This window comes from Cryobacterium sp. M96 (assembly GCF_002929845.1).
Classification (GTDB): Bacteria; Actinomycetota; Actinomycetes; order Actinomycetales; family Microbacteriaceae; genus Cryobacterium; species Cryobacterium sandaracinum.
Genome location: NZ_PJJS01000042.1, coordinates 55,951 through 81,274 on the forward strand (window position 1 = coordinate 55,951; position 25,324 = coordinate 81,274).

Annotated in this window: 22 protein-coding genes; 5 read left to right on the top strand and 17 right to left on the bottom strand. The window is 67.8% G+C overall.

Annotation, left to right across the window (positions count from 1 at the left end; all coding sequences use genetic code 11):
- Positions 1–33: 33 nt before the first annotated feature.
- Positions 34–2,949 (bottom strand): UPF0182 family protein, encoded by a 2,916-nt coding sequence (locus tag CXY79_RS06090; protein ID WP_174776120.1) that lies wholly within the window; start codon positions 2,947–2,949, stop codon positions 34–36.
- A 95-nt stretch (positions 2,950–3,044) separates the two neighbouring features.
- On the bottom strand, positions 3,045–4,148 hold the full coding sequence (locus tag CXY79_RS06095) for a PDZ domain-containing protein (RefSeq protein ID WP_104100250.1): 1,104 nt from the start codon (positions 4,146–4,148) through the stop codon (positions 3,045–3,047).
- A 130-nt stretch (positions 4,149–4,278) separates the two neighbouring features.
- On the opposite strand from CXY79_RS06095, the gene CXY79_RS06100 reads away from it, so the two are divergent.
- Positions 4,279–5,643 carry a zinc-dependent metalloprotease gene (locus CXY79_RS06100; protein WP_369827945.1) on the top strand — a complete coding sequence of 455 codons (1,365 nt, stop codon included), beginning with the start codon at positions 4,279–4,281 and terminating at the stop codon, positions 5,641–5,643.
- A 110-nt stretch (positions 5,644–5,753) separates the two neighbouring features.
- Here CXY79_RS06100 and CXY79_RS06105 read toward each other — a convergent pair whose 3' ends face one another.
- The 4 genes from CXY79_RS06105 to CXY79_RS06120 are packed head-to-tail and all read right to left on the bottom strand — an operon-like array spanning position 5,754 to position 10,213.
- Positions 5,754–6,617, bottom strand: coding sequence for an aldehyde dehydrogenase family protein (locus tag CXY79_RS06105; RefSeq protein WP_104100251.1), 864 nt, complete (start codon positions 6,615–6,617; stop codon positions 5,754–5,756).
- Positions 6,614–8,164: an aldehyde dehydrogenase family protein gene (locus tag CXY79_RS06110; RefSeq protein WP_104100252.1), complete on the bottom strand. Its 1,551-nt coding sequence runs from the start codon at positions 8,162–8,164 to the stop codon at positions 6,614–6,616. Before CXY79_RS06110 ends, CXY79_RS06105 begins: the two co-directional genes overlap by 4 nt.
- A 52-nt stretch (positions 8,165–8,216) precedes the next feature.
- Positions 8,217–9,236, bottom strand: coding sequence for a deoxyribose-phosphate aldolase (deoC, locus tag CXY79_RS06115; protein ID WP_104100253.1), 1,020 nt, complete (start codon positions 9,234–9,236; stop codon positions 8,217–8,219).
- A gap of 26 nt (positions 9,237–9,262) precedes the next feature.
- Positions 9,263–10,213, bottom strand: coding sequence for a sugar-binding transcriptional regulator (locus CXY79_RS06120; protein ID WP_104100254.1), 951 nt, complete (start codon positions 10,211–10,213; stop codon positions 9,263–9,265).
- Between the two features lie 126 nt (positions 10,214–10,339).
- Between CXY79_RS06120 and CXY79_RS06125 the strand changes: the two genes are divergently transcribed.
- Positions 10,340–11,272, top strand: coding sequence for an ROK family protein (locus tag CXY79_RS06125; protein ID WP_104100255.1), 933 nt, complete (start codon positions 10,340–10,342; stop codon positions 11,270–11,272).
- A gap of 172 nt (positions 11,273–11,444) precedes the next feature.
- On the opposite strand, the gene CXY79_RS06130 is transcribed toward CXY79_RS06125, so the two are convergent.
- The 5 genes from CXY79_RS06130 to truB form a co-directional block, all read right to left on the bottom strand.
- Positions 11,445–11,690, bottom strand: a complete 246-nt coding sequence (locus CXY79_RS06130) for a hypothetical protein (protein ID WP_104100256.1) — start codon at positions 11,688–11,690, stop codon at positions 11,445–11,447.
- Positions 11,656–12,585 (bottom strand): bifunctional riboflavin kinase/FAD synthetase, encoded by a 930-nt coding sequence (locus tag CXY79_RS06135; RefSeq protein ID WP_104100257.1) that lies wholly within the window; start codon positions 12,583–12,585, stop codon positions 11,656–11,658. Before CXY79_RS06135 ends, CXY79_RS06130 begins: the two co-directional genes overlap by 35 nt.
- Positions 12,582–13,025 carry a hypothetical protein gene (locus CXY79_RS06140; RefSeq protein WP_104100258.1) on the bottom strand — a complete coding sequence of 148 codons (444 nt, stop codon included), beginning with the start codon at positions 13,023–13,025 and terminating at the stop codon, positions 12,582–12,584. Before CXY79_RS06140 ends, CXY79_RS06135 begins: the two co-directional genes overlap by 4 nt.
- A gap of 67 nt (positions 13,026–13,092) precedes the next feature.
- Entirely contained in the window at positions 13,093–13,461 is a 369-nt protein-coding gene (locus tag CXY79_RS06145; RefSeq protein ID WP_104100259.1) for a hypothetical protein, read from the bottom strand.
- Complete coding sequence (gene truB, locus CXY79_RS06150; protein WP_104100260.1) at positions 13,458–14,435, bottom strand: tRNA pseudouridine(55) synthase TruB; 978 nt, start codon at positions 14,433–14,435, stop codon at positions 13,458–13,460. Before truB ends, CXY79_RS06145 begins: the two co-directional genes overlap by 4 nt.
- Before the next feature lie 129 nt (positions 14,436–14,564).
- Here truB and CXY79_RS06155 point away from each other — a divergent pair, with 129 nt between their 5' ends.
- Entirely contained in the window at positions 14,565–15,569 is a 1,005-nt protein-coding gene (locus CXY79_RS06155) for a ketopantoate reductase family protein (protein ID WP_104100261.1), read from the top strand.
- A 29-nt stretch (positions 15,570–15,598) separates the two neighbouring features.
- On the opposite strand, the gene CXY79_RS06160 is transcribed toward CXY79_RS06155, so the two are convergent.
- Positions 15,599–16,255: a hypothetical protein gene (locus CXY79_RS06160; RefSeq protein WP_104100262.1), complete on the bottom strand. Its 657-nt coding sequence runs from the start codon at positions 16,253–16,255 to the stop codon at positions 15,599–15,601.
- A gap of 79 nt (positions 16,256–16,334) precedes the next feature.
- Between CXY79_RS06160 and CXY79_RS06165 the strand changes: the two genes are divergently transcribed.
- Positions 16,335–17,189: an A/G-specific adenine glycosylase gene (locus CXY79_RS06165; protein WP_166784823.1), complete on the top strand. Its 855-nt coding sequence runs from the start codon at positions 16,335–16,337 to the stop codon at positions 17,187–17,189.
- A gap of 101 nt (positions 17,190–17,290) precedes the next feature.
- Here CXY79_RS06165 and rbfA read toward each other — a convergent pair whose 3' ends face one another.
- The 4 genes from rbfA to nusA form a co-directional block, all read right to left on the bottom strand.
- Positions 17,291–17,833 (bottom strand): 30S ribosome-binding factor RbfA, encoded by a 543-nt coding sequence (gene rbfA, locus CXY79_RS06170; protein ID WP_104100263.1) that lies wholly within the window; start codon positions 17,831–17,833, stop codon positions 17,291–17,293.
- A 98-nt stretch (positions 17,834–17,931) separates the two neighbouring features.
- Entirely contained in the window at positions 17,932–20,790 is a 2,859-nt protein-coding gene (infB, locus tag CXY79_RS06175) for a translation initiation factor IF-2 (protein ID WP_104100264.1), read from the bottom strand.
- Positions 20,791–20,866: 76 nt separating this feature from the next.
- Complete coding sequence (locus CXY79_RS06180) at positions 20,867–21,124, bottom strand: YlxR family protein (RefSeq protein ID WP_104100265.1); 258 nt, start codon at positions 21,122–21,124, stop codon at positions 20,867–20,869.
- 8 nt (positions 21,125–21,132) lie between these two features.
- Positions 21,133–22,146 (bottom strand): transcription termination factor NusA, encoded by a 1,014-nt coding sequence (nusA, locus tag CXY79_RS06185; protein ID WP_104100266.1) that lies wholly within the window; start codon positions 22,144–22,146, stop codon positions 21,133–21,135.
- A 155-nt stretch (positions 22,147–22,301) separates the two neighbouring features.
- Here nusA and CXY79_RS06190 point away from each other — a divergent pair, with 155 nt between their 5' ends.
- On the top strand, positions 22,302–23,123 hold the full coding sequence (locus CXY79_RS06190) for a DUF1206 domain-containing protein (protein WP_104100267.1): 822 nt from the start codon (positions 22,302–22,304) through the stop codon (positions 23,121–23,123).
- A gap of 21 nt (positions 23,124–23,144) precedes the next feature.
- On the opposite strand, the gene CXY79_RS06195 is transcribed toward CXY79_RS06190, so the two are convergent.
- Complete coding sequence (locus tag CXY79_RS06195; RefSeq protein ID WP_104100268.1) at positions 23,145–24,896, bottom strand: proline--tRNA ligase; 1,752 nt, start codon at positions 24,894–24,896, stop codon at positions 23,145–23,147.
- Positions 24,897–25,324 lie beyond the last annotated feature (428 nt).

The following is a 25,324-nucleotide window of genomic DNA, read 5'->3' on the forward strand; positions in this document are numbered from 1 at the left end:
ACCCGCGCAGCGGATGAAGCGGCGAACGACTCGCTACTGGTCGAGCAGCACCAGCATTTCGGCGATCGCATCGCTCAGCTTCTTGTCGGCTATTCCATAGGCGGTGAAGTCACCGGTCGTCAGGGCCGCCTGCTTCTCGGTGACGGCCAGCTTGGCCACGGCGAGGAGCGACTTCAGTTGAGCATCCGTCGCCGGGTCACCGGTCGACGTCGATGGGGTGGTTTCGCCCTCGGCAGGGGCCTCCCCCTCCACGGGCGTCTCGGACGGCGGCACATCGGTGTCTCCGGCGCTGGCGCCGGAGTCGCCTCCGAAGAGCACGTCAAGCGCCTTGTCCAGCGTGTCCTCGAACGCGATCTGATCTCCGAAGGCGACGAGCACCTTCTGCAGCAGCGGGTAGCTGGTCTCACCCGTGGACTGCACGTAAACCGGCTGCACGTAGAGCAGGCCGCCACCCACAGGCACGGTGAGCAGGTTCCCGTTGAGCACCTTCGACTGGCCCTGCTTCAGCAGGTTCAACTGTTGTGAGACGGTCGGGTCCGCGTTGAACTTGGCCTGCACCTGGCCGGGGCCAGGCACGGTCACGTCCTCCGGCAGGTTGAGCAGGCGGAGCTTCCCGTAGCCTTCCGCCCGCACCCCGTCGGTCGAACCGGCATCCGCGTCGACCGCGAGGTAGCCGGTCAGAACGTTCCGGCTCGTCGCGCCGCTCGCGTCCGGGATGAACGTGGTGTACAGCGAGAAGGATGGCTTCTCCTGGCCTGGAACCTGCATGGTCAGGTAGTAGGGCGGCTGTAGGGTCGTGTTCGTCGACGGCGACACCGGGTCGTTCGGCGTCGTCCAGGCGTCGTCAACCGAGTAAAAGGAACCCGGGTCGGTGACGTGGTACTTACCCAGAACCCGGCGCTGCACCTTGAACATGTCCGCCGGGTAGCGAACGTGGCTCATCAGGTCGCCGCTCATCTCGGTCATCGGCTTGATCGTCGACGGGAAGATCTTCTGCCAGGTCTTGAGCAGCGGATCCTCGTCGTCCCAGGCGTAGAGGGTGACCTCGCCGTCGTAGGCGTCGACCGTGGCCTTGACCGAGTTGCGCATGTAGTTGATGTTGTCGAGCGCGAATGGCTGCGGGGGCGTTTCCGTGTCGGCGATCGCGTCGCTCAGGCCCACGGAAGTGGAGTACGGGTAGTCGGCCGAGGTGGTGTAGCCGTCGACGATCCACTTGAGCTTACCGTCGACGATCGACGGGTAGGCGTCGGAGTCGAGGGTCAGGTACGGAGCCACCTTCTGCACCCGGGTGACCGGGTCACGGTCGTAAAGGATCTGTGATTTCTCGTTCACGGCGTTGGCCAGGAAGATCTGCTCCGACTGGAACTTGAGCGCGTAGATCAGCTTGTTGAACGCGTTGTCGAGCTTCGGCCCACCGTCGCCCGTGAACGTCGTGTAGGTCTGTTGCGCCCCATCCGTGCCCGACGGGTAGTCGAGTTCGACCGGCTTGCTGTCCTTGGGCGCACCCACGATGGAGTACGGCGGCGACGTCTCGCCGAAGTAAATCCGCGGTTCGTATTCGGGCAGCGACCCGGTGGTCGGGATGCCGGACTCGAGGAACACGGGCTGGCCGGCGGCCGAGCGCTGGTTGCCGTAGGCCGCCACGACGCCGTAGCCGTGCGTGTAGACCACGGTCGAGTTGACCCAGGTGTTGCCGGCGTTCAAACCGGCCAGGTTGAGGTCGCGCACGGTGACCACTGTGTCCTGGGACTTGCCGTCAATCGGGTACCGGTCGACGTCGAGGTTTTGCGGAAATTGATAATACTGCTTGAACTGCTCGAGCTGGGAGAACGCGTCGCTGACCAGAGCAGGGTCGAGAATACGGATGTTAGCGGTCGTCTCTGCGTCGGCGCGCAAGGCGCCGGGCGCGGCCGTCGTGATCGCGTTGTACGGAATCTCTTCCACATCCGCCAGGTCGTAGGCGTCGCGGGTGAGATCGATGTTGCGTTGAATATAGGGTTCTTCGAGCGTTTTGGCGCTCGGCACCACCTGGAAGCGCTGCACGACCCACGGGTACAGCGAGCCGAGCAGGAGACTGCTCACGATCAACAGCGCGGTGCCGACAATGGGCAGGCGCCAGCGGCCGATGAAGGCCGTGAGGAGGAACAGGATAGCGACGACGGCGGCGATTCCGGCCAGGATGGCGCGGCCCGGAATCGTGGCGTTCACGTCGGTGTAGCCGGCGCCGGTGATGATGTCGTTGGTGTTGGTCAGCGTGGAGTACTGGTCGAGCCAGATACTCACGGCCTGCAGCATCAGGTAAAGGGCTGCCGTGCTGGCAATCTGGATGCGGGCGGCCTTGGAAACCATGACCTCGCGCCCGCTCACCCTGATCGAGCCATACAGGTAGCTCGTAGCCGCGGCGACGAGGGCCGAGATGAGCACCACGGCCGACGCGAAGCCGAGCACGGAGTGCAGGAAGGGGAGATCGAACAGATAGAACGAGATGTCCAGTTTGAATTGGGGGTCAACTCGGCCGGTGTCCGTGCGGTTCAGCCACATCAGAACGACCTGCCAGCGGGTAGCCGCGGCGACGCCGGCGAACAGACCTAGCAGAGCCGGGATGCCGTACATGGCGAGGCGGCGCAGCGGCTCGATGACCTGCTGGTAGCGGTCGAGCTGCGAGTTGAGCTTCGCATAGACCGGCCGCAAGCGGTAAGCGATCTGGATGCTCGCCCAGACGGGGACCGCCATCGCTACGAACCCGATCAGAAACAGCACGGCACCGGCGAACCACTGCGTGGTCAGCACGGCTAGGAAGCCCAACTGGTCGAACCAGAGAACGTCGGCATATAGCCCGGCGAAAACGAAGAAGATGATCACCAGCCCCGCGATAATCGCTGCCGTAATGGCAAGGGGAGCACGGCTGCGCTGTGGCGCGGGAGCGCTTCGGGCTTGTTGTGACGTCACGAATTGGCCTCTTGATCTCGAAATCGGCGGTCATCGCCCATTCTAGACAGCCGCCGCGAACGAAAGCCGCACATTCGCTGGGCAGCGGCCCGGGGTTAGCCGAGTGCGCACTGCTCCAGTGCGTCGGTGTCCGAACCGGTGCGGATGGCGTCCAGCGCGGCCAGCGCGTCGTCGAGGGTGTCCACGGAAAAGACCGTCATCCCGTCGGGCACGTGACCGGTGACCTCGTCGCAGTTGTCGGCGGGCGCGAGGAACCAATCGGCGCCGCTTCGGTCGGCACCGATCAGCTTCTGTCGGATACCGCCGATCTGACCCACCTCGCCGGCCTGGTTTACCGTGCCGGTGCCCGCGACATCCTCACCGCCCTGAATAAAGCCGGAGGTGAGCGTGTCGATGATGCCGAGGGCGAACATCATGCCCGCGCTGGGCCCGCCGACCGAGTCGAGTTCGATCGTGACGTCGAAGGGGAAGTCGTAGTCGCTCGTCACATTGATGCCCACCACGACGGCGTCGCCCGATTCAACCGGGGTGACCTGCACCGTCTCGCTGGCGCCGTCCCGGATGATTCCGATGGAGGCGGCGTCGTCGACACCGTTTCGCGTCAGCGCGTCCCGCAGGGCCGTGATGTCGGCGACCTCTTCACCGTTCACCGAGACCACCTCGTCGCCGGCTTCGATGGCTCCCTCGGCGGGCGAGTCGCCCGGCAGGGAGACGACCGAGAGGATCGTCGGGTAGTCATAGTCGAGGCTGGTCAGAGCGGCGGCGATCGCATCCTGCTGCGAATTCACCATCTGCGCCTGGCTCTGCTCCTCGCGCTGCTTCGTGCTCACGTCGGGCGGGAACGCCGACTCGATCGGGATCACGGCCTGGTTCGGGTCGAGCCAGGCTGCGGCGACCGTCAGCCAGCTCGGCCGGTTGTCGGGGTTGCCCAGCAGCGACACGGTCAGCAGGTCGAGGCTGCCCTCGGTCGGGTAAACGGGTTCGCCGGAGATGGAGATGAGCGGCACCTGCTTGCCGTCCTGTTCGGCCGTGCCGATGGTGTTGTAGACCGGTCCTGGCTTCTCGATCACATACGGTGACGGCGTCACGGCGAGGATGAGGCCGATGACCATCGCGATCCCGAGCACCACCCAGCCTGTCCCGACGGCGCGCGCGGATCGGTCGGGCGGCTGTACTGGGTGATCGGTGAAGAGGGCCACCGGTCTCCTTCCAGGGAATGTGCTGGCTGTTCGCGGCAGGCGGACACCGGTTTACCAGCGTAGGTCATTTCCCAGTCCGCGCCGGGGATCTCCGGCTAGCGTAGGAGGACGCGACTGAGAGGTGCCTGAAGTGGCCGACGACGACTCCCGACCCGACGAGGGTCACAATCCCGAAGATGAGTTTCGGGACATGCTGCGCGACATCCTGAGTGGGAAGTCGTCCATCGACCCGAGCCAGCTGGCCGGCGCGGCGGGGCTTCCCAGCGACCCGGCGAGCATTTCCGCGCTGATGAATCAGTTGCAGGGTGCTCTGCGCGGCGGCGGCGACGGATCCATCAATTGGGATGCCGCCCTCAACCAGGGCCAGGAGCGCGCGGCCCAGAGTCAGCTCGACGTGACCTCGGCCGAACGCGCCGCCCTCGATCAGGCATTCCACATCGCCTCCCTCTGGCTGGACGAGGTGATCTCGGTCGCCGAGCTCACCACCCCTCCGCGCCTGATGACCCGTAAGGAATGGGTCTCCGCGACCATGCCGCTGTGGACCCAGCTCGCCGAGCCCGTCGCGACCAGCATCTCCGACTCCCTGACCCGGGTGCTCACCGATCAGGCCCCGGAAGAGCTCAAAGGCATGATGGCCGGTGCCGGCCAGGTGATGCGCAGCATCGGCGGCACCCTGTTCGCCATGCAGCTCGGCCAGGTCGTGGGTCAGCTGTCCAGTGAAGTCGTCTCCGGTGGAGACGTTGGAATCCCTCTGCTCAGCGACCAGCAGGCCGCTTTGCTCCCCCAGAACGTGGCCGCGTTCGGGGAAGGCCTCGACGTTCCCGCCGACCAGGTGCAGATCTACCTCGCGGTGCGGGAAATCGCCCACGCGCGCCTCTTCCGCCACTCCCGCTGGCTGCGCCTGCACCTGATCAGCTCGATCACCGACTTCGCCCGCGGCATCCACATCGACTCAAGCCGCCTCGAGCAGCTGGCCGACGGCTTCGACCCGGCCAACCCGGAAGAATTGCGCGCCGCCATGGTCGACGGCTCGCTGATCCCGCCGAAGAGCGAGGCCCAGCTGGCCGCGCTCTCCCGGCTCGAAACGATGCTCGCCCTGATCGAGGGCTGGGTCGATGTCGTCACCCTCGAGGCCACGAGCCGGCTGCCCCGCGCGGACGCGATCGCCGAGACGGTGAAGCGGCGCCGGGCATCCGGTGGGCCCGCCGAGTCGGCGTTCGCCACCCTGGTCGGGCTCGAGCTGCGCCCCCGGCGCCTGCGCGAGGCCGCCGCCCTGTGGCAGGCCGTGACGGATGCCGTGGGCAACGAGAAGCGCGACGAGCTGTGGGCCCACCCGGACCTTCTGCCCTCGTCAGCGGACCTCGACGACCCACAGGCCCTCGTGGCCCGCCTGACCAGCTCGGCGGCCGGGGTTGAGCCGGTCCTCGACGAGGTGGACCAGGCCCTGGAAGACTTGTTGCGCGACGACGACACCGAGCGGCCGCACGAGGCGTAGCCCGGCTGGCCCTGACGAATTCGACGGAGATTTTGGGGTTTTGAGGCCCGGAAGGCGGTTTTGCGCCGTTTTGGGCAAAATCTCCGTCGAATTCGTCAGGCGGGCGCGGGCTAGATCAGGCCCTTCGTGTGCCAGATCGTCTTCGTTTCGGTAAACGCCAGGACGCGCGCCAGGGAGGGACTCGCGGCATCCGGACCGTTCTCGGGCTGCAGCACCCGGGTGAGGGTCTCGGCCGCGTCGATCTCGAGGTGGATCCAGTCGAGATCGCCGGCGCCAACCAGGTCGAGGGCGTTGACGTCGGCGTGGCTGGCCAGCCACGGCGCCATCTCGGCGGGAGACCCGGTGAGGATGTTGACTACGCCGCCGGGCACGTCACTAGTGGCGAGCACCTCGCCCAGGCTGATCGCCGAGAGCGGCATGGCCTCGTTCGCGACGACGACCACGGTGTTGCCTGAGACCAGCGCCGGGGCGACCGCGCTGACGAGACCGAGGAGGGAACCCCCGGTCTGCGGCGCGATGATGGCGACGACGCCCGTGGGCTCCGGCACCGAGAGGTTGAAGTAGGGACCCGAAACCGGGTTGGCGTTGCCGGCCACCTGCAGGTACTTGTCGGCCCAGCCGGCGTACCAGACCCAGCGGTCGATGGCCTCGTCGACCTGGGCGAATGCTGCCGCGGTGCTCACGCCTTCCGACTGCACGATTTCGGTGACGAACTGGGCCCGGCGCCCCTCGAGCAACTCCGCAATGCGGTAAAGCACCTGGCCGCGGTTGTAGGCCGTGGCGCCGGCCCAGCCGCCGAGGGCCGAGCGGGCGGCGACGACGGCGTCCCGGGCATCCTTGCGGCTGGCCTTCGCGGCGTTGGCGAGGAATTCCCCGTCGTGGGAACGGATCTCGTAGACCCGGCCCGACTCACTGCGCGGGAACTTGCCGCCGAGGTAGAGCTTGTAGGTCTTGGGAACGGCGAGGCGGGTCACTTGGCTGCCTTCTTTCGGGAAACGGGGGTCTTCTCCGCGGCCGGCGAAGCAACGGCCGGTGCGATGGATGCCGCGGGCGCGGCCGTCACGGTGCGCGCGGCCGCGCGACCGGCGGCGGGCTTGAGGTATGCGGCAAGCCCGTGGCGGCCGCCCTCGCGCCCGTAGCCGGACTCTTTGTAGCCGCCGAATGGACTGGCCGGGTCGAAGCGGTTGAACGTGTTCGCCCAGATCACGCCGGCACGCAACTTGTCGGCGACGGCCAGCATCCGGCTGCCCTTCTCGGTCCAGATTCCGGCGGACAGTCCGTACGGCGTGTTGTTCGCCTTGGCGATGGCCTCGGCCGGGGTGCGGAAGGTCAGCACGGAGAGCACCGGGCCGAATACCTCGTCACGGGCGATGCGGTGGCTGGTGGAGACGTTGGTGAAGATGGTCGGCCTGAACCAGAAGCCGGCCTCGGGCAGCACGCAGTCCGGGCTCCAGCGCTCGGCGCCTTCCTGCTCGCCGATGTCGGTGAGCTCCCGGATGCGCGCCAGCTGCTCGGCGCTGTTGATGGCGCCGATGTCGGTGTTCTTGTCCATCGGGTCGCCGAGGCGCAGCGTGGACAGGCGCGCCTTGAGGCGGTCGATGACATCGTCATGGATCGACTCCTGCACGAGCAGGCGGCTGCCCGCGCAGCAGACGTGGCCCTGGTTGAAGAAGATGCCGTTGACGATGCCCTCGATCGCCTGGTCTATGGGCGCGTCGTCGAAGACGATGTTCGCGGCCTTGCCGCCGAGCTCGAGGATGACCTTCTTGTCGGTTCCGGCGACCGAGCGGGCGATGGCCCGGCCTGCGCCGGTGGAGCCGGTGAACGCGACGAGGTTGACGCCGGGGTGCCCGACGAGGGCCTTGCCGGTGTCGCGGCCGCCCGTGACGATGTTGACAACGCCGGCGGGCAGGTCGGCCTGCTGCAGGATCTCGGCGAACAACAGCGCGGTCAGGGAGGTGGTCTCAGCCGGCTTGAGCACGACCGTGTTGCCGGCGGCGAGGGCCGGGGCGATCTTCCAAGCCAGCATCAGCAGGGGGAAGTTCCACGGGATCACCTGGGCGGCGACGCCCCGCGCGGACGGCGTGGGGCCGACCCCGGCGTGGTCGAGCTTGTCGGCCCAGCCGGCGTAGTAGAAAAACCAGGCGGCAACCAGAGGCACGTCGACGTCGCGGCTCTCCTTGATCGGCTTGCCGTTGTCGAGGGTCTCGGCGACGGCAAGCTCACGGGCCCGCTCCTGCACAAGGCGGGCGATGCGGAACAGGTACTTGCCGCGATCGCTGCCGGAGAGCTTCGACCAGGTCTTGTCGTAGGCGCGACGGGCGGCGGCCACCGCCGCGTCGACATCCGCCGCGTCGGCGTGGGCGATCATTGCGATCTGCTTCTCGGTGGCCGGGTTGATGCTCTGGAACGGCTCACCCCGACCGGCGACGAACTCCCCGTCGATGAAGAGTCCGTAGTCCCCCCGAAGGTTCAGCACGGCCTGGGACTCCGGGGCGGGAGCGTAGTCAAGAAAGCTCATGGTTATTCCAATCAAGGTTGATCGAGTTGTCGGTGATCGAGCTTGTCGAGATTCAATCGATCGTCACGTAGTCAAGGCCGGAGTAGTGTCCGGAGGTCATCTTCTGGCGCTGCATCAGCACGTCGTTCAGCAGGCTCGACGCCCCGAACCGGAACAGGCTCGGCGTGAGCCATTCCTCGCCCACGGTTTCGGCGACGGTCACGATGTACTTGGTGGCGTCTTTAGACGTGCGAATGCCGCCGGCCGGCTTCACACCGACCTTCGCCCCGGTGAGGCGATGCCAGTCGCGCACGACCTCGAGCATGGAGAGGGTCACGGGCAGGGTGGCCGCGACGGGCACTTTGCCGGTGGAGGTCTTGATGAAGTCGCCGCCGGCCAGGATGGCCAGCCACGACGCGCGGCGCACGTTGTCGTAGGTACTGAGCTCCCCGGTCTCGAGGATCACCTTGAGGTGGGCGAAACTGCCGTCGGGGCGGCGGCAGCTCTGCTTGACCGCCACGATCTCGTCGTAGACCTGGCCGAACCTGCCGGACAGGAACGCACCACGGTCGATGACCATGTCGATCTCGTCGGCGCCGGCCGCGACGGCGTCGTGCACGTCGGCCAGCTTGATCGCGAGGGACGCGCGCCCACTCGGGAACGCGGTCGCGACGGCGGCGACGTTCACGCCGGCATCCGTGCCCGCGGAGTGCGCGGAGCCGAGAGCGGCGACGGCGTGCAGCACCATGTCGCCGTAGACGCAGACCGCGGCCACGCGAGGGCAGCTGAGGTCACCGGCGTCGGGCGTGAGGGCCTTGCCGACCAGGGACTTCACCTTGCCGGGGGTATCGGCCCCCTCGAGGGTGGTGAGGTCGATCAGGCTGATGATCTTGTCGATCGCCCACTTCTTCGAGCTGGTCTTGATCGAGCGGGTGCCGAGGTCGGAGGCACGCTGCTCCAAGCCGACGGCGTCGATGCCGGGGATGCCGTGCAGGTAACGCCGCAGATTCGCATCCGTGGCTTCGCCGCCGATGAGCGCCAGGGCGCGTTCCCCGGTGTTCAGCTGGGCCATGGCCGTTTGGCTGGTAGTCATGAATTGTCCTTGCGGTCGGGGTGCGGTCATGCGTTTTCGCCGAGGATGGCGAGTGCGGTGTCTTCGTCGGTGACGAGCACTGTGCACAGGCCGCTGCCGACGACGGCGCGGGCGATGGAGTGTTTGGAGCCGCCGGTGATCACGGCGATGGCGGTCTTCGCGTGACGCAGCGCTTCGAGCTGGATGCCGACGGTCCGGCCGTTGAGTTCCGGGTCGACGATGTTGCCGTTGCTGTCGATGTACCGGCCGACGATGTCGCCGACCGCGCCCTTGCGTACGAGCTCGGCGACCTGTTCTGCGGTGAGGTAGCCGCTGTCGACGAGAGCCGAGTTTTGGTCGGCCTGGCCGGCGCTGAACAGGTAGGCGGATGCCGCGGCGCCGAGGTTCAGCACGGCGGCGACGGAGCGGTCGGCTTCGATCGCGGTCTTGGTGTCGAGGCGCTCGAGGATGGCTGGGCTCGGCAGCAGTGTCGCCGCCCCCGAGGCCTTGTGAGCAATGGTGACGGCCGTCGCGGCTGCGGTGCCGGCGCGCCGGTTGAGGCTGACTCCGCCGTTGATCTGCACGACGTTGACGCCGCTGGCCCAGCCCTGGGCCAGGTGCAGCGACACCTCGTGCAGGGTGCGGCCCCAGCTGATGCCGAGCGTTCGCGGCACCGGGCGGAGGCCCGTGAGGTAGTCGGCGGCAGCTTGGGCGGTGCGGGACTGGAGTTCCTCGTCAGTGGAGACGCCGGCAGAGGAGACGACGATGGCATCCGTCAGCTGCGTGGTCTCGCGCAGCCGGCGTTCGATGGAGAGACGACGGGCGCGCGGGTGAACGATTTCGATGCGGATGAAGCCACTGGCCTTGGCCTGGGCGAGGAGCCGGCCCACCTTCCAGCGGGTGAGGCGGAGAACGGTGCCGATTTCGTCCTGCGTCTTGTTTTCCTCATAGTAGAGCTCGGCCGCGCGAATGGATAAGAGTTCGTCGGTGTCCGTCATGGTGCTCCGTTCCGTTCGGGTCCAGCCTAAGTCGCCGGTCTCCCCCGATCAACGCCTGTTGGTCATGTTGCTCATCTGCGCATTCGAGCATCGACCCTGCAACTCTGCACGCCCTAGGCTGATGTCATGCCCACCAGCTACGCTCTCGCCGTCGACCTCGGCGGCACCAAGGTTGAAGCCGCACTCGTCGACGAGCAGGGGGTCGTGCTCGCCGCCAGCCGGCACCGCGCCCCCACCGGCCCGGTCAAAACCGCCGAGGAACTCGCGGACAGTGTACGGACCGTTGTCACCCGCGCCCGAGCGAGCCTGCCGGCCGGAGACGCCCTCCTCGGCGTCGGCATCGGCACCGCCGGACCGATCACCGTGGACACGGGCACAGTCTCTCCGTTGAATCTGCCGGCCTGGCGGGATTACCCCTTACGGGATTGTGTCGCGGCCCTCGTGCCCGAGGCGCCCGTGCGCCTGCGCCTGGACGGCCTCTGCATCACGCTCGCCGAGCACTGGCTCGGCGCCGGGAGGGGCGCCGACAGCCTGATGGGCATGGTCGTGTCCACCGGCATCGGCGGCGGCCTGATCCTGGGTGGGTCCACCGTTTCCGGGCCGACCGGCAACGCCGGGCACATCGGTCACATCGAAGTCGGCGGGTTCGACGACGCCTGCGCCTGCGGCGGCACCGGATGCCTCGAGGCCGTCGCATCCGGACCGCGCACCGTGGCCTGGGCGCGCGCCGAGGGCTGGTCGGGCCTCACCGGCGAAGACCTCTCGGCCGCATACGCCGCGGGAGACCCGATCGCGATCAGTGCGGTCAAGCGCTGCGGCCAGGCCATCGGCCAGGCGATCGCCTCCGCGACGAATCTCGTGGACCTCGACGTGGTGGCGATCGGCGGCGGCTTCTCACACGTCACGCCGGACCTGTTCGACTACGTGCGAGCGGCCGTCGCCGAGCGCACGGTGTTCTCCTTCGCGACCCGGGTGCGCGTCGTCGCATCCGCTCTCTCCGGCGACGGCCCACTGATCGGCGCCGCGGCGCTCATCCACCGCGCCGATCTGGTCGCCTGAGTCACCCACTCCCGCGCCCGCGCGCCCTTCGCCCGCCTGCCCGCCCGCCCCTGAACCAATTCGACGGAGATTTTGCTCTCAACCGGCATTGAGACCGGTCTCACCCGGTTTTTTGCCAGAATCTCCGTCGAATTTGTGAGGCCGCGCGGGGCACTGGGCGGGCAGCAGGGCGCTAGGCAGGCAGCAGGACACTGGGCGGGCAGGACAGCACGGCGCCGCCGAGCGTAGCGGCCAGGGCGGCGCCGATCAGGAAGGCGAGCGGCCAGGTCCAGCCGCCGGCCAGCTGGTGCAGCAGCCCGAAAAGCAGCAGCCCGACAAGCAGCGGCCCGACCAAGTAGCCGACTCTCAACAGCGAGATGCCCGGTCCGGCCAGGATGCCCGCGTCAGGCCAGGATGCCGCGGACCTTTTCCACGTCATCGTGCATCTGCACGATCAACGGTTCGATTCCGGTGAACGCGACCATGCCGCGGATACGTTCGACGAAGGACACCTCCACTACATGGTCGTACAGGTCGATGTCCTGGTCGAGCACAAAGGCCTCGACCTGCTTCTGCGCCACACCGTCGAAGGTGGGGTTGTTGCCCACCGAGATGGCCGCCGGGTAGCGGATACCGGCATCCGTCAGCCAGCCCGCGTAGACCCCGTCCGCGGGGATCAGCCCCTCGGACGCCGGTGACAGGTTGGCCGTGGGAAAGCCGAGTTCGCGTCCTCGCTTCGCGCCGTGCACGACCTCCCCGCGCACGGTCGGGTTGTGCCCGAGCAGGGTGGTGGCCGCGCCGACCTCGCCGCGGGAGAGCAGCTCGCGGATCCAGGTCGACGAGACCCGGCGCATCCGGTCTGGTTTCACGTCGTCGATCAGGCGCACGGTGAACCCGAACCGGTCCCCCAGCTCCTGCAATAGGTGCACATCGCCGGCGCCGCGAGCGCCGAACCGGAAGTCGCGGCCGACCAGCACGGTGCGCGCGTGAAGCCCCTGCACCACGATGCTCTCAATGAAATCCTCGGGCGAAAGAGCGGCCAACGCCGCGGTGAACTCGAGCAGAAGGGTGGCGCGCACGCCGGTCTCGGCGAGCAAGGCAAGCTTCTGTTCGGTGCTGATCAGGGTCTGTGGGCACTCCTGGGGGGCAAGCACGGCGAGCGGATGCCGGTCGAAGGTCACCACCACGGAGGCCAGTCCGTCGCTGTCGGCGAGTGCCTGCAACTCGGCGATGACCGCGCGGTGCCCCGCGTGCACGCCATCGAACTTGCCGATGCTGACCGCGGAGGCCGGCCAGTCGGCCGGGATATCGGCGACGCCGCGCAGCACCTTCACTCGCGCACCTTACCGCTCCGGGACAGCCACCACATGCCCAGGACCGGCAGCACGAGCGGGATGAAGAGGTAGCCGCGGCCGTACAACGACCAGACCGAGTCGTGCGGAAACAGGGCCGGGTCGACGAGGCTGAGGGTGCCGACCACCAGCACGCCGGCGAACTCGAAGCCGATCGTGATCCAGGCCACGCGGCGCCAGCGTCCGCCGCTCCTGATCAGGGCCACCGTGGCGACGATGTAGACGACCGCGGCCAGCGCGGACAATGAGTAGGACAACGGTGCCTCGGCGAATTTGGAGGCGATCTGCACGAAGGAGCGGCCCGTGGCGGCGAGCGCGAGGAGGCCGTAGACGGCGATCAGCACGCGCCCGATGCCGGTCACCGGGGTCGACCGAGCGCTCTCGGCGGGCGTCCCTGCGGCGTTGCTCTGCTCTGCGGTCATGGCTTCCTAATTATCGCAGCATCCGTGGATCTGATTTCACGGGCGCCGGACTTCTTGGCCCTGAATCTCACAGGCCCTGGACGGTCCAGATCTGCCACATGCGGTAGACCATCACGGCGACGCCCAGCCCGGCGACGCCCAAGATGACCGTGCTCCAGCGGCTACGTTCGATCAGCGCCCAGGCTGCGGCGGCCACGGGCACGAGAATTGCGCTGATCAGGTAGGTGTAGAACTCGAGCAGGCTGCCGGTCGCGGTGTTGCCCGTGAGCGGGGCGACGATCGCGACGACGAGTTGCACGATCAGCAGTAGCTCCACGAGCGCGGTGGCACCCATGGTGAGGTCGCTGGGTTTGCGCCCGGCCAGGCCGAGGGCGATGCAGAGTAGGCCGGCGAGGGTGGCCACGGCCAACTGGAGCCACATGAACCACTCGATCATGCGGTGGCCTTCGGGGCTGCCACGGTTTGCGCGGCATCGGCGAACTGATCCGGCGGGAAGTTGAGCAGGGACTTGGCGTGGTCGCCGCGGTACTCGACCAGGCCGACCAGCCGGCCGTCCGGCGCGACCGCGGCCACCGGGCCGACCGGAACCGCCGTGCCGGCTTCGGCGTCGGTGCCGACTGCGCCGTCCACCGCGATGCGCTTGCCGTGTCCGAGGTCGATGGCCTGCTGCTCTGTCAGGTCGAGGCGTCCCAGGATGCGCGTGGCGGCATCCGTCGGGCCGATCAGTCCGGCAGCGACGTCGAGTTCGGCGAGCGGCTGGGCCATGTCGATGCCGAACGGGCCGATCCGGGTTCGGCGCAAGCTGGTGAGGTGGCCGCCGACATCGAGGGCGGCGCCGAGGTCGCGGGCCAGCGCCCGGATGTACGTGCCGGAGGAGCACTCCACCCGCACCTCGAGGTCGAGGAAGCCGTCGCCCGGGGTCAGGGAGAGCAACTCGAACGCGCTCACGGTGACGGGGCGGGCCGGCAGGTCCACCTCCTCGCCGGCGCGCACCCGGGCGTAGGCGCGCTTGCCGTCGATCTTGATGGCGCTGACGGAGCTGGGCTGCTGCGTGATGGCGCCGGTGAGGGCGCCGATTCCGGCCGCGACGGCTTTCGGCGTGACGGCGGCCACGGCGTCGACGGATGCCCGCGCCAGCTCTTCACCCTCGGCGTCGTCGGTCGTCGTCGACGTACCCAGTCGAATTGTTGCCAGGTATTCCTTGTCGAGGCCGACGACGTACGTCAGCAGGCGGGTGGAACTGTTGATTCCGAGGATCAGCAGGCCGGTGGCCATCGGGTCCAGCGTGCCGGCATGGCCGACCTTGCGGGTGCCGGCCAGGCGGCGGGTGCGGGCGACGGCGTCGTGGCTGGTCCAGCCCTGGGGCTTGTCGACCAGGAGGAGTCCGCTGACGGTGGTGCCGACCTTCATCGACCGCTGCCCGGGCGTCCGTTCGACTATCGGTTCGCTGGCTGGCCCGCCGGATGCTTCGTTCATTCTTGACATGGTATCCGGCCCCGGTCCGGCGCTGACCCATCGGGCGCGACCTAGGCTGGGGGGATGAATATTGCGGTGATCGGAGCCGGCGCCCTCGGCGGCACGTTCGCGACCCTGCTCGCCCGGGCCGGTCATACGGTGACCGTGACGGCGCGCGGACCGGCGCTGGCGGCCATCCGGGCCGAGGGGATTTCACTGACCGGGGCCTTCGGAACCGTACGCCAGCATCCGCTCGCGCTCGAACGTCTGGCCCGGACCCCGCAGCTGACGCTCGTCTGCACCAAGGCCCAGGATGCGGCTGCGGCCATCGGCGAGAACGCCCGGGTGCTCGACGGCTCCCCCGTGATCGTCGTGCAGAACGGCCTCGACGGGGTGCTCACGGCGGGCTCTCTGCTGCCCCGCTCGGACTGCTTCGGCGCCCTGTCGATCATCGCGGCGAATTACGCGGCACCCGGCCAGGTGACGATCACAACCGCCGCGCCCACCTATCTGGGCCGGGGAACCGGCGCCGCGGATGCCGCCACGCTCGCCTGGCGGGACGTGCTCGCCGGCGCCGTGCCCACCGTCGCCCTCGACAACTTCGTCGGTGCCCAGTGGACCAAACTCGTCGTCAACATGCTCAACGCACTACCCGCGATCACCGGGATGAGCGTTCAGAATGTCATCGACCACGCCGGGCTGCGCCGCGTGATGACCGAGAGCATGCGCGAGACCGTGGAGGTGGGGATGAAGCGCGGGGTGCGTTACGGCAGCCTGCAGGGGCTCGGCGACCGGCCGTTGAGAGCCTTCTCGCGGCTGCCGCCGGCCCTCGGCCAGGTGCTGCCGCTGAGGCTGAAGGCCCGCATGGGCGACGTGCCGAACCTGGGTTCGACGCAGCAGAGCCTGAAGCGCGGGCAGCTCACCGAGGTCGACTTTCTCAACGGCGCGGTGGTGCGGGAAGCCGCCCTGGCCGGCGTGCGGGCGCCCGTGAACGAGCTGCTGACAACTCTCGTGCACGAGGTTGAGGCACGCGGGGTGTCGCTGGCCCCGTACGACGTGCTCGAGCGGTTCGCGGCGCTCCGCCGATGACCGTCACGACCCGTGACCCAAGACCCCGATCAGCAGCTGTCGAGGAACACACGGCGCGGGTCGGCCGGGTTGCTCACGTCGACGATGGCCGTGGCCCGGCTGCGCGGACGCACCTCGCCGCGGTACAGCCGGTCGGCGACCTCGTGCTCGGTGACCATGCCGGTATCCTCGGCACCGCCTGGTCCGAAGCGCACCGCGTCCGCCTCGGTCTCCACCAGAACGCTGTACGACCACAGGTCGCGCAACTCCTTGCGGTTCAGGTACTCGCCGTCGAGAATCAGCGTGGCGTCGGACGGCCCGGTCAGCCAGGTGGGCTGGATCCAGGCATCCCGGTCGGCGTCGAACGCTCGGGTGACGAAACCGGTGCTGCCACCCAGCCGGAACGGGTCGAGCAGCACGCGCCGCAGCAGCGAGAAGTCGTACAGGTGGCGCAGCAGCCGCTCGGGAGATTCCGGGCCGAAGCGCTCCTGCTCCGCCCGCGACCGCCGGAAATCGCGCAGGGAGGCTGAGAACACCGGATGCTCCCGCTCATCGAACACGGCGGCCAGGTCGTCGGCGAAAGCGGCGCGCTCCGCGACATCCGTGCCGTCGATGGCGACGACCGTGCGACCGAGACCGTAGACGCCAAGGATTTCGGTCGCGAGTTCCCGCAGGAACTCGATCCGGGGAGTGGAGGCAAGCTTCATCTTTCGAGCCTAGGTTAGAACGGTGAATGCCACGCTCACGCTTGCTCCTGCAGCCGGCTCCCCTGCCCTCAGCCTCGCCATCAACGCCTGGTTCCGGGGCAATGCTCGCGACCTGCCCTGGCGCCGGCACGGCTTCGGCGCCTGGGGCGTGCTGGTGAGCGAGTTCATGCTGCAGCAGACCCCGGTGAACCGGGTGATTCCCCGCCTCGCGGAGTGGCTCGAGCGCTGGCCGACCCCGGGGGACCTCGCGGCGGTCCCGCCCGGCGAGGCGGTGCGGGCCTGGGCAAACCTGGGTTACCCTCGCCGCGCTCTGTGGCTCCACGCGGCCGCGGTGGAGATCACCGAGCGGCACGATGGGGTGGTCCCCGCCGACGTCGACGCCTTGCTGGCCCTCAGCGGGATCGGCGACTACACGGCCAGGGCGGTCGCCGCGTTCGCTTACGGCCTGCGGCATCCGGTCGTCGACACCAACACCCGGCGCGTCATCGCGCGCGCCGTGGCCGGCCAGGCCGAACCGGCCCCACCCAGCCGCACCCGCGACCTTGACGCCATGAGCGCGCTGCTCCCACTTCCCGTGAGCGACGCCGCCGTATTCAACGCCGGCATGATGGAGCTGGGCGCCGTGGTCTGCACCGCCAGGATCCCCCGGTGCGATGACTGCCCCATCCGCGCCGCCTGCGCCTGGCGCCTGGCGGACTACCCGCCCTATTCCGGCCCGCGCAAAGCCGTGCAGAAGAAGTTCGAGGGCAGCGACCGAAAGGTGCGCGGCTTGATCATGGCCGAGCTTCGCGCCACCCGGCACCCGGTGACGGATGCCGAGATCACCGACCTGTGGGCCGACTCACCCCAGCGTGACCGGGCTTTGGCGGGCTTGCTGTCCGACGGCCTCGCCATTGCCACCGCACCCGGCGAGTACACCCTGCCGCAGGAATAAGCCCCTTCGGGCGCGAGAAAAGCCGAACCGGCCCGCACACCGCTGACGGATGATGCGGGCCGGCACGGGCGGCCGGTCACTGACCGGCAGGTGTTGCTTCCTTACTTCTGCAAATCCGACCCGGCGGGAACTTCGGCGGGAACTTCGGCGTGTTGGCCGCCCCCGGGCTGCACCTCGTCGTCTTCCTCGTCGTCGCCTTCGTCTTCGTCGTCGCCGTCGTCGTATTCGCGCGCCTTGACGTAGGGGTCCTCGTCGCCGGCATACTTCGCCGTGCGAGCCTGCTCCTCGACCTGCGTGTCGCGCTCGCGCGCCTCACGCAGCAGGTCGTCGATCAGGGCCGCGTTCTCCGGGATGGCGTCCGCGATGAATTCGAGCGACGGCGTCAGCCGGGCGGTGATGTTCTTACCGACCTCGCTTCTCAGCATGCCGGTAGCCGCCTTGAGCGCTGTCGCGCTGTCGGCTCGTTCCTCTGCCGAACCGTAGACCGTGTAGAACACCGAGGCGTGCTGCAGGTCACCGGTCACCTTCACGTCGGTGATGGTCACGAAACCGAGCCTCGGATCGCGGAGTCCGCGTTCGATGCGCTTGGCCACGATGACCTTGATGCGGTCGGCCATTTTCCTGGCGCGTGCCGGATCTGCCATGGTCTAACTCCTATTGTCGAAATATTACCGAAGGTGCGGGCCCCGCCGCGTCCGAGTTCAGGAACCCAGCGAAACCCACACCCATCATCCGTACGTCCTTAGACCCGCGGCTTTTCCTTCATTTCGATCGTCTCGATTTCGTCACCGATCTGGATGTCGTTGAACTTGCCCAGGCCGATACCACACTCGAAGTCCGTACGGACCTCGGTGACATCGTCCTTGAACCGGCGCAGTGACTCGATGCCCAGGTTGTCTCCCACGACGACACCATTGCGGATTACCCGCGCCTTGGCGTTTCTCGTGATGACGCCCGACCGTACGATGACGCCGGCGACGTTTCCGAACTTGGAGGAGCTGAACACCTCGCGGATCTCGGCGACACCACTCTGCACCTCTTCGAACTCGGGCTTGAGCATTCCCTTGAGGGAGTTCTCGATGTCCTCGAGTGCGTTGTAGATGACCGAGTAAAAGCGCACATCCACGCCTTCCCGGGCTGCGCGTTCGCGTGCCTTCGTGTCGGGGCGCACGTTGAAGCCGATGATGATGGCGTTGTCGACGGTGGCGAGGTTGACGTCGCTTTCCGTGACCGCACCGACTCCGCGGTGGATGATGCGCAGCTGAACCGAATCGTCGACCTCGATCTTGAGCAGCGACTCTTCCAGGGCTTCAACAGCACCGGAAACGTCACCCTTGATGATGAGGTTGAGTGATTCGACCTTGCCCTCTTCGAGTGCACGGGTGAAGTCTTCGAGGCTGATCCGCTTGCGGGCCTTGGCCAGCAGGGCGTTGCGCTCGGCGGCTTCGCGCTTCTCGGCGATCTGACGAGCCGTGCGGTCTTCCTGAATCACCAGGAAGGTGTCGCCTGCACGCGGCACGCTGGAGAGGCCCTGAACCTGGACGGCACGGGACGGGGTTGCGGCGAGCACGGGCACGCCGTTCTCGTCTGCCATCGCACGAACGCGGCCGTAGGCCGTTCCCGCCACGATGGAGTCCCCGACGTTCAGTGTTCCCGACTGGATGAGCACGGTCGCCACGGCGCCACGCCCCTTGTCGAGGCGAGCCTCGATGGCCACGCCGCGAGCGTCCTTGTCCGGGTTGGCCCGCATGTCGAGACCGGCGTCAGCGGTGAGGAGCACGGCGTTCAGGACTTCCTGGATGCCGGTGCCCTGCTTCGCCGACACGTCGACGAACATGACGTCTCCACCGTATTCTTCGGCGACGAGACCGAACTCGGTGAGCTGCTGGCGCACTTTCTGCGGGTTGGCGCCGGGCTTGTCGATCTTGTTGACTGCAACCACGATCGGCACGTTGGCGGCCTGGGCGTGGTTGAGCGCCTCAATCGTCTGCGGCATGATGCCGTCGTCCGCCGCGACCACGAGGATCGCAATGTCCGTCACCTGGGCACCACGGGCACGCATGGCGGTGAACGCCTCATGGCCCGGTGTGTCGATGAAGGTGATGGCGCGTTCAATGCCCTCGTGTTCGGTGATGACCTGGTAGGCACCGATGTGCTGCGTGATTCCGCCGGCTTCGCCCGCGGCTACCTTCGCGTTACGAATGGCGTCCAGGAGCGCAGTCTTGCCGTGGTCGACGTGACCCATGACGGTGACGACGGGGGGACGGGCGACAAGCTCGTCATCCGTCTCGTCTTCCAGCTCCTGGTCGATGTCGATGTCGAAGGCGAGCAGCAGCTCGCGGTCTTCGTCGTCCGGAGAGACCATCTGAATCTTGTAACCGAGCTCGGAGCCGAGAACGTCGAACGTGGCCTCGTCGAGCGACTCGGTTGCCGTGGCCATCTCACCGAGGTGGAACAGGACCGTGACCAGGTTTCCGGGGCTCGCGTCGATCTTGTCGGCGAAGTCCGTGATGGACGCACCGCGGCGCAGACGCACCACGGTTCCGCCGTCGCCGCGGGGTACGCTCACGCCACCCAGCGACGGAGCCTCGCGCAGCTCAAACTCTGCTCTCTTCGTCCGCTTGGACTTGCGGGCCTTGTTCTTGCCGCCACCGCGACCGAACGCACCAGCGGTTCCGCCGCCGGGGCCGCGACCGCGACCTCCGGCGCCGCCACCACCGGCAGGACGGGGCGGGCCGAAGCCGGGGGCCCCGGCCGGGGCGCCACCAGGACGCTGGAAGCCGGGGCGTGCGCCGCCGGCACCACCCGGAGCGCCACCGGGACGCTGGAACGCACCCGGACGCTGACCGAAACCAGTCGGGCGCGGGGCCTGCCCGGGTCCACCCGGACGAGGTGCACCGGGGCGCGGGGCCGCGGGGCGCGGAATGTTACTGGGCGAAGACGTGGACGGCGGGCGCTGACCCATGCCCTGCGCGCTCGCAAACGGGTTGTTGCCGGGACGCGGACTCGGGGTCTTGCCCATGCCCTGGTTGCTGGCGAACGGATTGTTGCCCGGACGAGCCGCGGGCGGCTTCGGCACGGACGCACCGGGCTTGGCTGCGCCCGAGGCGCCACCCGCGGTCCTGGCGACCGGGGCATCCGTCGCGGACACGGTCTCGGTGACGATCGCGGCAGCCGCAGCCTTCGCGGCAGCCGCAGCCTTCTCGGCAGCCTGAGCCTGACGCTCGGCGACTGTGAGCGGGGCAGTCGGCATCGGCGGGGCGTCCGCGGTGGGAGCAACCGCTGCGGGGACCTCGACGACGGGACGTACACCCGGCTTGACGGCCAACTTGGCCGGGGACGGACGTGCGCCGCCCGGCTTTGCGGGGGTTGTCGCGGCGATGGGGGTGGCGCCGGCTGGAGCTGTGGCAGTGGCGGCGGGAGCCGCGGTGCTGGAGCCATCGGCCGCCAGGGCGGCGCGCAGACGGCGCGCTACCGGGGGTTCAACGCTACTGGACGGGCCCTTGACGAACTCGCCCATCTCTTTCAATTTAGCAAGGGCAACCTTGCTGTCGACGCCGAGCTCGCTAGCGATCTCGTGTACGCGTGGTTTCGCAGCCACAATTCTCCTGTTCCGGGTCTGCACCCGGAAAGGGGCAGACCGTTAGTAACGGACGGGTCTCATTTCGAGCCGCTCATTAGTTATCCATAAGCCTGTTCAGCCTGTTCTCTAGTTGATTCGCGTCCATTGAACTGGTCACGCGAAGGGCACGCCCGAAAGCGTGTCGCCGCTGTGCGTCCTGGAAGCACGCGGTAGTGGGATGCAGCCACGCGCCTCGCCCAGGCAGAGTGGCGGTTTCATCCACCACGAGTTCCGATTCTCGGGCTACAACCCTCAGAAGTGAGGATCGCGGAGCGCGCAAACGGCATCCAATGCACGTTCTAACGGAATTCATCGTACCCCCTATTCCGTGTCCTCCAGAATGCTGTCCGGCTGAATGTCGATTTTCGCACCCGTGAGCTTGGCCGCGAGGCGCGCATTCTGACCTTCCTTGCCGATCGCCAGCGACAGCTGGTAGTCGGGAACGAGGGCTCGGACGGCCTTGATCGATTCGTCGATCACGTAGGAACTGGTGACCTTGGCCGGCGACAGTGCGCTGGCGACGAAGGTGGCCAGGTCTGGCGAGTAGTCGACGATGTCGATCTTCTCGTTGTTGAGCTCCACGGTGACGGCGCGCACGCGCTGGCCGAGTTCGCCGATGCAGGCGCCCTTGGCATTGACGCCGGGCTCCGTGGCGCGAACGGCCATTTTGGTGCGGTGACCGGCCTCACGGGCAAGCGAGACGATTTCGACGACGCCGCTGGCGATCTCCGGCACCTCGAGGGCGAAGAGGCGACGCACCAGCGAAGGGTGCGTGCGGGACACCGTGATCTGCGGGCCTTTGAGGCCCTTGCCGACGGCAGTTACATAGACGCGAATGCGCTGTCCGTGCACGTAGCTCTCGCTCGGCACCTGCTCTTCGGGCGGCAGGATCGCCTCGATCGTGCCCAAGTCGACGTGGATCATGCGCGGGTTCGGACCCTGCTGGATGATCCCGGCGACGATCTCACCCTCGCGGCCCTTGAATTCACCGAGCACAGCGTCATCGGCCAGGTCGCGCAGACGCTGGTTGATGACCTGCTTGGCCGCGAAGGCCGCGATGCGACCGAAGTCGGTGGGGTTGTCGACGGCTTCGCCGACGACGTTGCCCTCTTCGTCGTGTTCGGGCACAAAAATGTCGACGTGGCCGGTCTTGCGGTCGAGGACGACGCGCGCTTCCGGCTCTTCCTCGACGACCTGCTTCGTGGAGACTTCACCCTGCTGGGTGTGCTTCACGTAGGCCGTCAGAATTGCTTGCTCAATGATCCGCACGAGTTCCTCGAAGGGAATCTCTTTCTCGCGCTCCAACTGCCGCAACACGCTGAGGTCGATGTCCATGGCCGGCCTCCTCTATTCAGATCTTGCCGCCGCGAAACTGCGCAGCGGGCTCGTCCTAGATTAGCCGAATCCCCGGACGCCCGTCACCCGACCCAGGCCCGTCCCGCGCCGAAACTGCCTTCCCCTCGGCCCGAGCGCGGCGCTACGCTGGGCGGATGGCCGCCGATTCCGTATCCGACAACGCTCACCACGCTGCACGCACCGTCGAGGGCAGCCGCACCTTCCAACTTCTGGCCCGCGCCGGTTATGCGGTGAACGGCCTGCTTCACATCATGATCGGCGCCATCGCAATCAGCGTGGCAACGGGCGCCGGTGGCGAGTCGGCAGACCAGTCTGGCGCGCTCGGGCAGCTGGCCCAAACCCCCGGCGGCGTGTTCGTGCTCTGGACGGTGGTTCTCGGCCTGGCCTCGCTCGGCCTCTGGTATCTGGTACAGGTGTTCCTTGAACCCGCCCAAGATCCGAAACGCAAGTGGGCCCACCGCGCCGTCCTGATCGGCAAGGGTGTCGTCTTCCTGTTCATCGCGGGGACGGCGTTCACGTTCGCCCGCGGAGCCTCGGCAAGCTCGTCGGAAACAGCCAGCGACTCGACCGCGAGACTGCTGTCGATTCCCGGGGGCGTCGTGCTGCTCTTCGTCGCCGGCCTGGCCGTGGTCGTGATCGGCGGCGTCTTCGTTCACCGCGGCGCCAGCCATGGCTTCACCGAGAGCATCACGGTGCCCGGTGGCCCGGCCGGCACGGTGGTCGTCATCCTCGGAACCGTGGGCTACATAGCGGAGGGCATCGCGCTGGCCGCCGTGGGCATCCTCTTCACCGTGGCGGCTTTCACGCTCGACCCGGAGAAGGCCACCGGCATGGACGGTGCGCTGAAATCACTCGTGGCGCTGCCGTTCGGGGTGGCGATCCTGGTGCTGGTCGGCGCCGGAGTGATCGCTTATGGCGTGTACTGCTTCGCCCAGGCGCGGCTCGCCCGCCTCTGAACCTTCAGCCGGGCCGGGCGCTCAGGCGAAGCTGGCGGCCAGTTCGGCAATGGCCACCTGGGTGCGCCCACCGGTGCGACGGTCCCAGAGTTCCACGATGCCGTCGGCGGCGCCACGGCCCACGATGACGATGACGGGGATGCCGATCAGTTCCGCGTCGCCGAACTTGACGCCCGGCGACACCTTGCGGCGGTCGTCGTAGAGCACGTCGCGCTGGATGCTCTCCAGCATGGCGACAACGGTTTCGGCAGTCTCGAAGACGACATCGTCCCGGCCGGTGGCGATCACGTGCACGTCGAACGGCGCAACCGTCTCGGGCCAGATCAGCCCCTTCGGGTCGTTGTTGAGTTCGGCGATGGTGGCGAGGATGCGGGTGACGCCGATGCCGTAGGAACCCATCGTGACCGTGACGAGCTTGCCCTTCTCGTCGAGAACCTTCAGGCCCAGCGCCTCAGCGTACTTTCGGCCGAGTTGGAAAACGTGGCCGATCTCCATGCCGCGGGCCAGCTCCACCGGGCCGGAGCCGTCGGGCGCGGGATCGCCGACGCGAACCTCGGCGGCCTCGATGGTGCCGCCCAGCGCGAAATCCCGGCCGGCGACGAGACCGAAGACGTGGCGGTCGGGCTCGTTCGCGCCCGTGATCCACTCGGTGCCCTCCACGACGCGCGGGTCAACCAGAAAACGGATGCCGGTGGTCGACTTCTCACCGAACACCGCTCCGTTCGCGCTCCAGGGTCCGATGTAGCCCTTGACCAGCCCGGGGAACTTGGCAAAGTCCGTTTCGTTCGCGGCCTCGACCTCGGCGGGGGTGACGGCCACCTCGACGCGCTTGAGGTCCACCTCGCGGTCGCCGGGGAGGCCGATCACGAGGAGTTCACGGGTGCCGTCGGGTTGGATGAGCGCGAGGACGACGTTCTTGAGGGTGTCCGCGGCAGTCCAGACGCGGCCGTCGGGACGCGGATGATCGCTGTTGGCCCGGTCGACCAGGGTCTGGATGGTGGGGGTGCCCGGGGTGTCGAAGACCTCGGCGGCGGGGAAGCCAGCCCAGTCGATCGATGGCGGGACGACCGTGCGGAACGCCTCGATGTTGGCCGCGTAGCCGCCGGCCGAGCGTACGAAGGTGTCTTCGCCGACCGGGGTCGGGTGCAGGAACTCTTCGCTCTTGGAGCCGCCCATTGCGCCGGCATCCGCCTGAACGATGACGTACTCGAGGCCGAGCCGGGTGAAGATGCGCTCGTAGGCGTCGCGCTGAGCCTGGTAGCTCGTGTCGAGGCCGGCATCCGTGTAGTCGAAGGAGTAGGCATCCTTCATCGTGAATTCGCGGCCGCGCAGCAGCCCGCCGCGGGACCGGGCCTCGTCGCGGTACTTGTCCTGGATCTGGAAGATCGACAGGGGCAGGTCCTTGTAGGAACTGTAGAGGTCCTTCACGAGGAGTGTGAAGACCTCTTCGTGGGTGGGGGCGAGGAGCAAGTCGCTGCCCTTGCGGTCCGTGAGCCGGAAGAGGCCGTCGCCGTATTCGTCCCAGCGGCCCGTGATCTCGTAGGGTTCCCGCGGCAGCAGGGCCGGGAAGTGCACCTCGAAGGCGCCGGCCGCGGCCATCTCCTCGCGCACGATCGTCTCGATCTTGGCCTTGACGCGCAGACCGATCGGCAGCCACGCGAAGATTCCGGGGGCTTGGCGGCGGATGTAGCCGGCGCGCACCAGCAGGCGGTGGCTGGTGACCTCGGCGTCCGAGGGGTCTTCGCGGAGGGTACGGAGGAAGTAGTTGGACATACGAATAGGCACTCACCCACTTTACGGCGCGCGGACAGACGTCGCGGCGCACCCGGTGGACGCCGGCACCTGTTCCGCGGTCCGCCGGATTCCACAACCCGCGCCGCGAACCGTCTTGACCGAGGTGCCGCCAGCGGCGGTCGCACCAGCGGCGGTCGCGCCAGCGGCGGTCGCGCTCGCCGAGACCTGGCGACCCGACGTGCGGAGGCCCCCGCCCCGGGCATCCGTTGCGGCCGGTCGCTAACCTCGGAGATTTTCGCAACACGCCGCACAATACGGCGCCAAAACCGGTGTGTCTCAAAAATTCCCGCGTTTACGTGACAACGGATGCCCATGACGAGTGTGCGCGGCTGGCCCAGCGACGCACCGCGACGCCGAATGACCGCACGTTCCGGCCGACGAGTCCTTCCCATCAGAGCCCCGGCAGT